Source organism: Microbulbifer maximicatervae (SeqCode), assembly GCF_052467505.1.
In genome coordinates, this window is sequence record NZ_CP174313.1 from 2,210,118 (window position 1) to 2,223,363 (window position 13,246).

Sequence of the window (13,246 nt, forward strand, 5' to 3'; positions counted from 1 at the left end):
GAGTCTGCCTTCAGCGCAATCCTGAAGGCTGCTTGAAGCAGCTGGTGGGCTCGGCGACATTCATCTGGAGGATCTGTGTATAGCAAGCCAAGCATTGAGTACACATCTTATGACGCTGGCAAGGCTTGCTTACCCTCTCTTCCTGTCGGATAAGAGGGTCTGCTTGTTAAACACCTCCAAGACATTAGCACGGTCACTCCTAGTTCGCTACCTAGTCACCTTTGGCATCCAAGAGGCATTCGAATCAGTGCGCGTATATCGCCTTACTAACAGAGGCGCAATGATTCTTCTTGGAATCCCGCTTTCAATTATTGGGTGCCTCAAGTCGCCCTACCCTTTTTAGGATATTCAGGCCTTTGCTCGCTGCTGCTTTTTGATCCGCACATAGATTTCTTCACGGTGGATGGGGAGTGATTTGGGTGCGCTTATGCCTATCTTCACTTGATTGCCTTTCACCTCCAGCACTGTGACTGAGACATTTGCTCCAATCCTCAGAAGTTCACCTGTCCGTCGCTTTAAGATCAACATACTTATTTCCTTCGATGGTCAAAGTTTGGGCGCTTCCGGGATGGGGAAGCTTGGGCTTAACGTTTGGAGGAAATGTGGGGTGGTGCGCGGGGGCGGTAGGCAGAGAAGAGGAAAAGGCGGGCGCTAGGCTTCCAGCGCTTGGGAACCGGCCCCAAGCTGCTGAATGTACTCCACTTTATTGAAGACGAGCGGGTTTCTAGCGTACTATGCATATAGCCACTTTGATAGTCTACGTATCAATTTGGTTAGCTGGCCCCGGGTGTTCCTAGCACCTTGGGTCAGCGCCTTTTACTTACTCTTACGTCACGCTACCGTTCTCCTTTGAGGGGATGGGTCTTTTAGAAAATTCTCGGCTCTATCGGAGCTTCCAAAATCCTTTAAACTTCTGAAGCCTTTTTAATTGGCTCGCTCAATTACGGCCAAAATACCAAAAATATCTATCGATTTTACGCAGCTTTGAGAGCGAAACAAACTGAATAAATTCCAATAGGATAATTTTCGCGCCTATATTTTAGTTATTTTTGACTAAGGAAATCTCAATCAACCATTGGAAAACTCAATTCACATTGAAATTCACCCTATGCTTTTCTTAAAATATTAAAGAGCAACATTCTCAATCACATGACTAACTAAAGGCAAAACCGGGGAATGTGAAAATTCACTAATGATTTTATTGGCTCATTAGTTTTAAACTCGTATCCACACTCCTTTGTTAAATACTGGAGGAACGGGATTCCGTTGTAGGGATAAATATTGAGTTCAGCATGGAGTTACCACCTTGCAAGTCACCTCTCCACATTAGTGCTATTGCTTGGTTATTTTGGGTTAAAACCAACCGTACAAGTAGCCGCTGGTGAGGTCATTTTAAATTCCAGGCTTAGCTCTCTCCTTACCAGTATTGCCAAGATATTGAAGACTCTGATTACACTTGTACTCAACAGCGCATTCGCACAGTCGTATCTAGTGAGCAACCCAAAGCTCTACTTTATTTATTGGTGGTGAGCGCTTGAAGGAAGCTATAGCACTCCCCTTTCAGTTGGAATACTATTTCGAGCCAGTGACTGGAGTGGCCGGTATTTAGATCCTTAAAACGAGGTAGGATGTGCTGTATCAGCCCTCCTATCCGAGATACTTGATACCTCACCTCTCCATTGGCTATGAAGCAACCATATTTTGAAAGCAGATTAAAGTGTAGGTGACTGCCAGTAGCTTCCTCTCATCGCTCCTTATAATCTGGCCTACCCCCAAAATCAGCCTTCACCAAAACCTGAACGTCAATTTCTGGTACTCCACTTCCCCTGCCTCTATGCCAGAGATGGAGAGTCTGCAGAAAGCTTTTATGGCTATTTACATCAGAGCCACTGCCATCTGGGGCCATCAGGATAAAGCCTTAATCTTTGCCCTTGAATATGTGTACGGCCGGTATAAGTATCCTCGCTCCCATCGACAGTCTCTTTAACAACAGTACCGCGAAAACGTTGATACCATTTGCCTCTATAATTATGATCTTGAAAATTTTTTAAGCGCAACTTACAGGTTTTTGACGAAATCCCAAAATCCATTTCAGTTTCACTTAAGTCAACATTATTTTTTTCCAGTTCTTCTTTAAACTGCTCCATATAATCGCTAGTGGGCTGATAGTGGCCACTGAAATTATTAATATGCTCTATTATTCCACCTACCACCGAGATATGCCCAGCCGCAGCAACTGGTCGCCCCGAGAAAAATGCTGAATGGTGCTGAATGTCACCATTTTTGTTACCACAAAAGATACGCCCATTCTTATCCATAACGAATGCCCAAGATCCGCCAGGATTGGTATTAAGTCTCTCTCCGCGCCAAAACAGAAGCCCATCTTGTATCGTAACCTGATATTCTTCTCGTTCAGCTTCACTCATATAGGGCACAACAACTCCACTATAAGTATCTTTACTTAAACCGCTATCTTTTAGCATTCCAAGTTCTTTGTATGGCATGGCAGTTATCTCCTTTATAAATGCGCTTAATAGGTAGCCATCAATAATAGCTAGTCATATTGATAACTATTTCAAGAGTATTTCTATCTCCATTCGTAAGTTTGACTCCAATGTAAATCATTGCGCTTCTGGTTACATACGCAGGGCCTTTCTTTGTGGGAAAGATACCCAACCCAGAGAGGATTTTGAGCATCGACGTCAGTGTATTGAGGGTAGAATGCAAAAGCTAGTCGCCATCTTTGCGCTCGATGTTGCAGCCTATGCTGTGGTGAGCAACCACTACTATATTGTGTTCTATATCAGCGCAGAAGCCGCCAAAACTTGGTCCGATACCGAGATCCTTACTCCCTGATGAGGGCTTTTAAGAACTTCCGTACTAATTCAGCGCTATCTTCAAGGGAACACTCTCGATTCTAGCGAAATAGAAAAGCTCCATGAGCTTAAAGAGTGGCCATAATGAATGACTTGCCACTAGAGACCTATAAAGCATGATAAATTTCAATGAATATAATCAACCAGCAAAGACATTGGTTCTGTATTATGCGAAACAACTAAACTCTGAAATCGCTCGATCGGTTGTTTCTGGAAACTCCAATTTAGATAGTAAAGAGGAGGCAGAGTCTTTGGCTTACTTTTTCTGGAAAATGACGGATCAAGCGGTTGATGACGAAAAAGATTGCAAGATGATTGAGGGTATTTCAGATATTCAGTCTTGGCTAGAAAAAGCACTTCATATATTTAGAGGTTACTTCAAAAAGCAAGGCTATCAGCAAGAGTGGTCAGAGGGCTATGGCAAATACCATAGTGAGTAGAGTTTTATAACAAACTTCCGCCTAACTGCTATGAGGAGAGGTAGGGTCGCCACTTTTGGAAGGAGGCATTCAAATCTCAAGCTTGCTTGGATAAGCGGGCTCTATCAGGCTAAGTGGTATCTCACCCAGGCACTGGCTCTATCTCAACCGGAATTTTGAAAGTCGCTTTAAAGGCTTGGTAGGATCAGTGAAGGTGGTACAGCAAGCCTGTAGCCAGCTCAATAAACGCTGGGTACACGGTATTGGTGACTGCCGGCGCTTCCTCTCAGCTACCCCCCACTAATCTAGCCCTACTCCAAACATTCGATAGCACGACTGCCGGTTTTATATCCAAAAATTGCGCTACCTACAGACTGAACACAACCCCCCCCTGTATTCCACCCCCCTTACCCCTAAATCAGAGAGGAAGAACCACCAGAGCTGGTGCTTGCCACGTAACTGACACTACCCTCCAATCTTTGGGTGTTCCGGATTCGATTGCCGGTTCTGAATCAAGGAATCCTCGCCGCCTGTATAGCCTAAGCAGATCTCAGAAACAAGGTTGTATTTCCGAAAGCGCGCTTTCTTTTCTAAAGCGGCTTGGTATTTCATCCAGACACAGGCTATATTCCAACCAGAAATTTAAGGATCACCTAAGGACAAGGCTTGAAGGAGTCAGTCTGGGTAATATAACAAGTTTGTAACTAGCTCAATAAACGTTGGGTACACAACATAGGCAGTTGCCAGTGCCTTTTATCTGATGATTTCTACTAATTTTGCCCTGCTGCAAGCACTCGACGCTAAAATTGTCGACAATATGTTCAAATAAAATTCACTAATCTCGAACTCAAACGCCCAGTATTTCACGTCCCTTACCTCTAAATTAGATATGAAGAGCCTCAAAACTCATGCTTGCCGCATAACTTATACCTCTCTCAAGTCTTCGGATATCTAGAATTACTTCAGATTAAAGGTTCGGACGTACCAGTTGAGATATTAAAATCAAATGATGGCTTTCTTAGGCCCTAAAAGCCTTTGCTTAGCCGATAGAATCAAAAATAAGTTGAGAACTCGGTTGAGTAGTGCCATACGCTAGGGACCATTCCATACATTTAGGATTTCTTTATTCAAGAAAAATAAGTGCACCTCTATCGTAAATAATATATCTGTATCTTTACGTCCAATACATCTAGCAATTAAGATGGAGGTCGATTAAGAATTATCTCTTATGAACTTCAAATAGGCGATTCCGGTGAAAGTAGCCAACATAAAAATCAGTAACTATAGATTGCTAAAAGATTTTTCACTTGATCTCGAAGACAATCTCTCTCTTATAATTGGGAAGAACAATACAGGAAAGACATCTATTTTAACGGCAATTGATAAGTTTATAAATCCATCAGAAAAAAATCCCATAACGATAGATGACTTTAATGTCAACCTAAAAAAGAAATTATCCTCTATCTTAGTAGACCCAGAAAGCATTGGTACTGAAGAAGAGTACAAGCCTCTCGGAATCACCTTGAGAGTCATTATTGATTATGATGAAAATGACGATCTTTCAGCAGTTCGCAACCTAATAATGAACTTAGACATTAGCCATAATTCAATCGTATTGGGCTTTGAGTATCAAGCAACTTGGAATAAGCTACATCTGATGGTGAACACTTACGATGAGCAAAAAGAAAAATATAACAACGATCCAAATTTATTCCTAAAAGAAAATATTCAAAACTACTTCGGCCCAATTAAAAGAAAAAGTATTGACCCTGCGGATGACGCAAATTTTGTAGACTTAGCAAAGGAAGGCATTAGTTTACGAGAGGTAATTTGCTTTAAATATATCAGCGCCAAAAGAAGTGTAACAAACAAAAACAATGACAAGACGCTTTCAACTCAAACCTCACAAATATATAAAAAATCTCCAGCTTCTGACGAACATCAGTCATCTACTAACGCATTCAAAGATAAGCTAAGAAGCACAGATTTAGAACTAACTGACATATATAGATCTATGTTTAGCGAAGTTCTACAAAAAGTTGCTAAATTTGGTGGTATAGAGCAAAACGAAACCGATATAAAAATAGCTTCTACTTTACAAGACCGAGAGCTACTTGAAGGAAACACCACAGTTTTTTACGCTCACGATGATCACAACTTCCCTGAACATTACAATGGTTTGGGGTATATGAACCTCATAAGCATGATCTTCGAAATTGAAGTTGTCATGAGTGAATTCAAAAGAACTCTCACAGAAAGCCCTTCAGCAATAAACGTGCTTTTCATCGAAGAGCCGGAAGCTCATACTCACCCGCAAATGCAATATATATTCATTAAGAACATAAAAAACTTACTCAGCGACAGTAGGGAAAGAACCGACGGCATATCCATTAATCTACAGACTTTAATCAGCACACACTCTTCGCACATTGTATCAGAATCCGACTTTAACGATATAAAATATCTAAGAAAAAGTATCGACAAAAACAGCGTGGAGTCAAAAAATCTAAAAGACTTACAAAAAGAATACCGATCTTCAGAAGTGACCCAAGATGCAGCATACAAGAGGCAATTCAAGTTCTTAAAACAATACTTAACACTCAATAGATCTGAAATATTCTTCGCTGAAAAAGTAATTTTGATAGAAGGAGACACAGAAAGAGTATTGCTTCCCGCCATGATGAGAAAGATCGACCAAGAAGAATCAGAAGGGATTTCCTACACTCCGCTACTCTCACAAAACATTTCAATTATTGAAGTAGGAGCACATTCGAAAACATTCGAGAAATTTATTAGATTCATTGGAGCCAAAACATTAGTAATAACTGACATAGACAGCTATTATGAAAAAATAACCATGGACGATAATGGAAAAGAGAAACAAGAAACTATCGTTTGCTCCCCCAATGATCCAAACGCTGAAAAAACGTCGAACAGCTCTCTACTATTTTTTCATGACAAGAACAAAGAAGACTTGGAATATTTTAAATCACTCACCCTCCCCCAAAAAATCCTCTCTTTTAAAAATGGCAAATGGGAAAAAGATGAAAATGACAGCCTATTAACCGCCTATCAAATGGAAGAAAAAAGCTACCACCCCCGAAGCTTTGAAGATGCTTTCTTTAGTATAAACAAAGAATTTTTAGGGGATGATTCTTACAGATTTCCATCACTAACAAAAAAATGGTTCGACAAATATATCGATGATCAAGACCCTACCGATGTGTTCACCTTCTCAAACAAAGCTATTGGAAGCAAACCCTCTTTAGCAATTGAAATCCTCATTAACAGCAAGGGCACCCAAAACTCTGAGTTCAGCAACTGGAAGATTCCCAGCTACATTAAGGAGGGTCTCACATGGCTCCGCAAAAATTAAATGATTTCATTACGAGCGATGAGACATCAAAAATCATAGATAAGATCATGGAGGGAAAAAATTTTCTTCTAAGTGGTGGCGCAGGCTCTGGGAAAACTCATACATTAGTAGAAGTAATAAGAGAAATTCGAAAAAAATTTCCAACCGACAGAATTGCCTGTATCACATACACGAATGTTGCGGCTGAAGAAATATCGGAGCGGGCAGACGATGAAAAAGTACATGTATCAACAATACATGAGTTTTTATGGCTCAACATAAAACATTTCCAAAATGAAATCAAATCATTATTAGTTGAGCTCATTAACAGTGACGATCATTCACTATTCAGACAATTTTCTGATAAAAAACTAGAGCACAACCATTTTAAAAACCTAGAAAAAGGAGTTCAATACAAAGAATTTGTCAAATTATCAGAAGGGATAATATCTCATGATGAGCTTTTGATCGTTGCAAAAAAAATGTATGAAAAAAATCCAAGACTATCCGCGATTACGAAAAGTTCATTCCCATTTATTTTCATCGATGAATATCAAGACTCTAACAAAGCCATAATTGATATCTTCTTGGATCACTTCAAAAGCTCACCTCAAAAACATGTGATAGGTTTTTTTGGAGACTCAATGCAGTCCATTTATGAAAAAAGCATTGAGAACATTGATGCCTATACACAGAATGGATCAAATGAAGTCTTCGAAGTAAGAAAACAACAAAATCGACGAAATCCATCTGCGATAATTTCTCTAGCAAATAAACTTAGAAATGATGGATTGGTTCAACACCCATCACAAGACCCTTCCGCACCAAACATATGTGAAGATGGAAACGTTAGAGCTGGGTGTGCTTATTTTCTTTATTCTGAGAACTCAAACCTTAAAAGGGTTAGAGAATTTCTTGGCTGGGATTTTGAAGATACACGGTCAATCAAAGAACTTAATCTCACCCACAATCTAATCGCCAATAAAGCTGGATTCTCGAATCTAATGAGAATATACGCCAGTGATCAAGTTCTGAAATTCGTCAGCCGAATAAAGAATCACATAAAAGACAACAATATCAACATTAACACCAATGGTAAAAAATTCTCAGAAGTATTGAATGAACTAGCCCAAGGTAAAGCTGGAAGCGATCTTTCAAAAGTTCAACCAACTCCAGGGATGCAAGCTTATATTAATAAGCATAGTCAGGAATTTGAATCAGCCCTTGAAACCACCTACGATTTAATCTCATCAATATATATAGATAAAGACCAGCTAGTCGATGACAAAAAAAATCATGTGGAGGATGAAGGCAAACCAGGCTCAAACAGGGATGACCTCATAAAACATCTTTTTAAAATCCAAAATAATGTACGACTCTATAATGAGAAAAAGTATAACAAATTTATTAAATACACAGATTATAAAATCACTCGAGTCTCTGACAAAATTAAATTACATGAAAGCATAGAAAAATTATCTGAAGTGGACGGCAAAACAATAGAAGAAGTTATAGAAATTGCTGATAAAGCTGGAATCGTTGAAATTGATGACCGGCTCAAAAATTTCATTTCTAAGAAGAGGTATATTTATGATCAAGTTGTAAAGCTTAACTTCAGTGAATTTCAAAATTTGTATGCATATCTGGAAGGCTTTACGCCATTTTCAACTCAACATAAAACCAAAGGCTCAGAATTTCCAAATGTGCTGGTGGTGTTAGACAATGGCGGATGGAACAGTTATAACTTCGAATATTTATTCACTGAGCGTGCCGACAAAGCCTCAATAGTCAAGAGGACCCGAAAACTTTTTTATGTCTGTTGCACTCGAGCCAAAAGGAATTTGGCAGTATTTTTCCACCAGCCGAGCCAGGCTGTAGTGAATCAGGCTATAGGATGGTTTGGTGAAGAGAATGTTATCAATTTAGATGGGCTCTAACGCCAAATTTAGACATTGATGATCAAGGGGTTACTCTAGTATGGTGCCTTGAGACCCCTTTTAGGCTCGTAGATTTCCTGCCCCCGCAGCCCACACGACCACCCCTTCCAGATAGCTCAAAACCAATGCTCAACCTTATAAGCTCAAGCTTGAGCCATGTGCAAGATAATCACTATGTGAGCCAACATATTCAGATTTAGCTGGTATCAATTCCAATCCACAAAAAAACCCGCTAAAAAGCGGGTTTCTTGGCCGTTGCTAGGCAACGATATATATGGTCGGAGCGGCCGGATTTGAACCGACGACCACCACACCCCCAGAAATACTAGTACAAAAATTTAACTCATTGATTTTAAAGGGTTTTATAGATGAAATGCCCGCCTGTCACAGTAGCGTCGAAAATCGCGGCAAAACTGTATGTATAGCCAGCTTCCCAGCAATCCCAACGAGAGTACCAAATTGATGTATTTACCAGCCTTCCACAACGATACCGCCTAATCAATTTAGTGATATGGGCAGTTGACTAGCTGGGCGAATTTATTCGATCTAATTGATGAACCAGCTCACATTTCACTTCCTTACAGCAGACTTTGCCCGCCAGCTGCCCTCATATAATACGCCTCAGTTTCAAAGAGGGAGCTTCAAGAATGGGCCACTATGAACAACCAAAACCGTTCTACCTAAAAGATCGCCGCGAAGTAGCCATTGATATGTTTGCCTCAAAGGAAAACATTACTCGGGCAGACTACATGGCTTTGCGGGTCGTTGAGCAAGTTGAAGAGGGGCTAGACAAGTACCGTAAAGCATCCAAGGATATGGATGAAGAGGCCCTACTACTAGAGGAACATGACTCAACCAGAATGGGGCAGTTTATGGACAAAAATGGCAAGCCGCACCCTGGCGGTAATTGTGACGCTCATGCCATAGTCTCTGGCTCCCACCCAAAAGCCGTGCAGCAGCGGGCCATTCTAGCCTATGTAAAAATCCGAATAGATGATATACGGAATGGCACCTGGCTCCCCTCTAGAACAGCAGACACCCCTCACCCCAAAATGCCTAGTGCAGTTCCTCACTCTCGCATTCATAGAAACGGCTACTACATGTGGTTAAGGGAGAAATTCGACACACTTACCATGCAGCCTGAGGAGCTAAATCCAGAGGGTGTAGAGAATCTCCTAAGAGGTATCGAGTATGACCTCAAATTCTCATCATTTCCGCACTATGTTATGTTACCGGCCGACGAACTTAGACGTATAGGAAAAGCATGAGCATCTATAAAGTATCTGAAAACGACAGCGACTTTATGACACCCTACTTCGAGCCTACCGCGGTGCTTAAAAAGCGAGTGGGCATGAAGTTCCTTTTCAATACAGTCCCTAAGTCCTACAGTGAAGAATGGGAACCATTAGAGCTGAGTATCAAGGCTTGTGATTCAGCCCCGGTCATTCCAACGATTTCTCGGTGGCAAAACTATCTTGTATTGCATGAGGCTGCGCACAACGCTCTCGAAGCTACACTAGGCTCTTTTGGCGAGTTTCTGCCTTGCACCTATCAAGGGGCCAATTTTTACCTATTCAATCCACTAACTATTGCCGAAGACCTTAATGCAGTAGTGCCCGGATCGGTTACTCGAGATAACGATCTAATCTCAGCTATTGAGTTCGAAGAAAATAAGCTGAAAGGGGTTCCGATATTCAGGACGAAAGAGTCCAATGTCAGTATCTATTGCACTGAGGCCTTCAAAGAAGCAGTTGAAGCTTCATCGCTGGATGGCTTGTTCTTCAGCAAGAATCTCACCCAGTATTAGTTGACTAGCCCCGCCAGTCTGGAGGGGCATCCCCACCACCACATGATACATGTTGAAGTCCGATGCTATTGCCGCAGCTGTATAGCGGTGGTACTTGCATGGTGATGTTACTTCAATAGCTCATTAAGCCGCTCCTGCTTCTCATTGAGAGCGTTTAGCTCATCAACAAGAGTGTTGGTTGCCGCATCCAGGTTGTTTATCTGCACTTTTAGCATGTCCCTGATTTTAGGATCGGCAGTGTCTGCGGTCATCTCAATAGTGTTCAAGCAAACGCGCCTCTCAGTTGGCCGCTATCTGTTTAGATAAGCTCCCAACTGATTTCTAACCCGATCTTACCTTTTATCGGAAAGCGATGGCATAATTCACTCAAGATGTCTGACCAGGAAGGTCAGCCTTGGAAACGGCACTAGATTAGCTATGAGTACATCAAGAGAAGAAAAGATAATCATTAGTGAAATTGTGAGCGAGGAGGGTGCAAGGGGATTCGCTGGAATTTTCACTAAAGTATCTCGGATTGATGATGGGGTCAGCATTTTTTTACCCCCTGGATCAGATCGAATAAGCATCCATATTGATCAACGTGTATTTACCGAAGATGCAAGCAATCATACCGTACCTGAAAATCTGAAACGTTTAGTAACTGAAGACTTAGTCAACGTTCTATATATCATTGATAATTTGCACTCAGACAAATTAATCAATCTCTATCATCCACCCAATTATAATCCCAATGATCCAATAGAGATCTCCGTAGGGAATGAGGGTCAAAATGCTATCGCTAATATTCTACTAGACGAAAATTTAATTAAATTATTGAGAAAATATACAGGGCTAGAGTTGCTTTCAACTCCTGAACTTAAACGCTTCTGTGAGCGCGATTATAAAAGTGAAGAAGAGGCTCGATTTGAAGAGCAAAATAAAAACGCCAAAAGAGCTTTAATGCTTGCTATAGCTAGCCCCATATTTATAAGTGGAGTTAATATTTACCTCAAGCCCTCATCGCAATACGAGGTTCCTCAGATGGTCAACTCTATTGAATCAGCAATTTTAAAAGGCTCAACTGTCAACTACTCTGCACAGATTGACCGGCTAGGTAACAACATCGATCAGATTGCAAATGAAATGACGGCCATATCAGACATTTATAATGCCAAAATTCCTACAGAGAGTTTAGAACCTTTGAGCTCCCACGAGCTGGTAATCCGCATACAAAAATCACTAAACATGCTTGGATACAAAGCAGGTGAAGAGGATGGAATTCTTGGAAAAAACACTATACGAGCAATAAGAGAATTTCAAATAAATAATCAAGAAGAGGTGAGCGGTATTCCTTCTCACTCCCTCCTAAAAAACCTACAATCACAAATAGAGAGCTAGTTATTTACTCTTCTAGAAGCGCCAAAATCTGGGCTGATTCCTGTTCTGAGAACGCCAACCCATACTTCTCCACTATCGCCATGAACCGCTGCACATAGATTGCCTGGACGGGCTCATAGGGTGGCATCCACTCATCAGGGCCTTTATCACCCTTGCTTTGGTTCCGGCCATCATCAACTAGCCACAGGTTCTCTGGGTCCTCTGCAAACTGCCTCTTTAACTCAACAGTCCAATTGGCACCACCGTGCTCATGCGCCCATGAAAGCGGTACGATGTGTTCAACATCCAGGTCGGAAGCCAGGGTATAGAAGTTGCCGGTGTATGGGTCCAGCCACAGGCCAGTGTCTACCGTACATGCTTTGTCGTTGGTAAAGCTGACCGGAGCCAGGGAGTATTGAACCAGAAGCTCATGACGTGTGCTCTGGCAATCACCGTCAGAGTCGGACCACTTCGGTAGCCATTCATGGCGGTCATAGCCGCGCTCTTCTTTGGCTTCGACTTCGAGACAGCCGGCCAAGGCGGCAGATATTAGAATAGGCAACAGAAGGCGCATGACGACCCCTCACTATAATTTTAAGGGATCGTACTAAAGATAAAAAAGCCTGACAAATACAGTGATGCACACCGAAAGTTACTTTTCGGACAAAAAGATCATAATCATTGCAGCTGCAAAACATATACTTAATGGGATTCTAATTAACCCATGCAGTTGCTCCATCTTTCTCAAGAAACTCGATTTCATACCAGAATCACCTGTAAGTAGGAAACCCAAATACCAAACAAACAAGTTAAGCATTAAAACTATAGCCAGCAAGAATCCCGAAGTAACCCCAAATAAACCCCGCTGCCACCAAACTAAGCCATCAGTCGATAGAAATCCGAACCATTGACCAAGCAATAACCCAAACGTAAGACAGCCAATTGCATAGGTGTTTGACAGTATGTGCCTTGAAACCAACGAGGGGGTGGAAAACTGAGGAAACATAACAGCCACTGAAAACGAAATGAATCCAAAGGCCCCGATTACATTCCAGAGATTCGGGCCAATACCTTCTCTAATTGCAGCTTGATAAAACTCTACCTCTGGATAAAACCTATTTGCCCAAAGAACAAATAGAAAGGCTGGAGCCGTCCAGGCAAGGAATATAACAATCGCCTCTTTTAAGCTTTCACCAGGAACAAAGTCTCTCTCTTCAAAATGAAGAAATTTTTGAACTATATAGTCTCTCACTCCCCCCTCCTTGGGTAGCGCCACGCTTTTGGTAACTAGCATCCTTTCTCGGTGAAATCTAACGCAACACTCTGCCGCAAGCAACTGAAAGTAGGGAAAGACGAATCAGATGCTCCTGTCGAGTGCTATGCTAGTCACCATCAGCATCGAACCAGCGGGGTAGCCGCTGCTGGTCGTCGTAGGTCCCAGGTTCCGCTTTACTGTTGGTACCCTAACAGCCGTTTGGCATTGCTGCCAGAACAAG

12 protein-coding genes are annotated in these 13,246 nt (G+C 41.6%); 7 read left to right on the plus strand and 5 right to left on the minus strand.

Translation table 11 applies throughout. The features are described from left to right. Nucleotides 1-348: 348 nt before the first annotated feature. Together csrA and ACJJIN_RS09625 are read right to left on the minus strand one after the other, a co-directional pair. On the minus strand, nucleotides 349-528 hold the full coding sequence (gene csrA, locus ACJJIN_RS09620) for a carbon storage regulator CsrA (protein WP_444893306.1): 180 nt from the start codon (nucleotides 526-528) through the stop codon (nucleotides 349-351). A 1,352-nt stretch (nucleotides 529-1,880) separates the two neighbouring features. Beyond that, nucleotides 1,881-2,504 carry an IQM protein middle domain-containing protein gene (locus tag ACJJIN_RS09625; protein WP_444897879.1) on the minus strand — a complete coding sequence of 208 codons (624 nt, stop codon included), beginning with the start codon at nucleotides 2,502-2,504 and terminating at the stop codon, nucleotides 1,881-1,883. 217 nt (nucleotides 2,505-2,721) lie between these two features. On the opposite strand from ACJJIN_RS09625, the gene ACJJIN_RS09630 reads away from it, so the two are divergent. The 6 genes from ACJJIN_RS09630 to ACJJIN_RS09655 all read left to right on the plus strand — a co-directional run bounded on the left by ACJJIN_RS09630 (nucleotide 2,722) and on the right by ACJJIN_RS09655 (nucleotide 10,394). Then, nucleotides 2,722-2,856, plus strand: coding sequence for a hypothetical protein (locus tag ACJJIN_RS09630; RefSeq protein WP_444897880.1), 135 nt, complete (start codon nucleotides 2,722-2,724; stop codon nucleotides 2,854-2,856). A gap of 136 nt (nucleotides 2,857-2,992) precedes the next feature. Further along, the gene (locus tag ACJJIN_RS09635; RefSeq protein ID WP_413662658.1) at nucleotides 2,993-3,316 is read left to right on the plus strand and encodes a hypothetical protein; all 324 of its coding nucleotides are present in this window, start codon (nucleotides 2,993-2,995) and stop codon (nucleotides 3,314-3,316) included. Between the two features lie 1,231 nt (nucleotides 3,317-4,547). Beyond that, a complete protein-coding gene (locus tag ACJJIN_RS09640) occupies nucleotides 4,548-6,671 on the plus strand; it encodes an ATP-dependent nuclease (protein ID WP_444897881.1) in 2,124 nt (707 codons plus the stop codon). Further along, entirely contained in the window at nucleotides 6,653-8,587 is a 1,935-nt protein-coding gene (locus ACJJIN_RS09645) for a UvrD-helicase domain-containing protein (RefSeq protein WP_444897882.1), read from the plus strand. The genes ACJJIN_RS09640 and ACJJIN_RS09645 overlap by 19 nt, the downstream gene beginning before the upstream one ends. Nucleotides 8,588-9,234: 647 nt before the next feature. Beyond that, on the plus strand, nucleotides 9,235-9,855 hold the full coding sequence (locus ACJJIN_RS09650) for an AHH domain-containing protein (RefSeq protein ID WP_444897883.1): 621 nt from the start codon (nucleotides 9,235-9,237) through the stop codon (nucleotides 9,853-9,855). Next, nucleotides 9,852-10,394: a hypothetical protein gene (locus tag ACJJIN_RS09655; protein ID WP_444897884.1), complete on the plus strand. Its 543-nt coding sequence runs from the start codon at nucleotides 9,852-9,854 to the stop codon at nucleotides 10,392-10,394. The genes ACJJIN_RS09650 and ACJJIN_RS09655 overlap by 4 nt, the downstream gene beginning before the upstream one ends. A 107-nt stretch (nucleotides 10,395-10,501) precedes the next feature. On the opposite strand, the gene ACJJIN_RS09660 is transcribed toward ACJJIN_RS09655, so the two are convergent. Further along, nucleotides 10,502-10,660, minus strand: a complete 159-nt coding sequence (locus ACJJIN_RS09660) for a hypothetical protein (protein ID WP_444897885.1) — start codon at nucleotides 10,658-10,660, stop codon at nucleotides 10,502-10,504. A 151-nt stretch (nucleotides 10,661-10,811) separates the two neighbouring features. Here ACJJIN_RS09660 and ACJJIN_RS09665 point away from each other — a divergent pair, with 151 nt between their 5' ends. After that, entirely contained in the window at nucleotides 10,812-11,771 is a 960-nt protein-coding gene (locus ACJJIN_RS09665) for a peptidoglycan-binding domain-containing protein (protein WP_444897886.1), read from the plus strand. Nucleotides 11,772-11,775: 4 nt separating this feature from the next. On the opposite strand, the gene ACJJIN_RS09670 is transcribed toward ACJJIN_RS09665, so the two are convergent. Together ACJJIN_RS09670 and ACJJIN_RS09675 are read right to left on the minus strand one after the other, a co-directional pair. Further along, a complete protein-coding gene (locus ACJJIN_RS09670) occupies nucleotides 11,776-12,324 on the minus strand; it encodes an HNH endonuclease family protein (protein ID WP_444897887.1) in 549 nt (182 codons plus the stop codon). 78 nt (nucleotides 12,325-12,402) lie between these two features. Further along, nucleotides 12,403-13,002 carry a hypothetical protein gene (locus tag ACJJIN_RS09675; protein WP_444897888.1) on the minus strand — a complete coding sequence of 200 codons (600 nt, stop codon included), beginning with the start codon at nucleotides 13,000-13,002 and terminating at the stop codon, nucleotides 12,403-12,405. Nucleotides 13,003-13,246 lie beyond the last annotated feature (244 nt).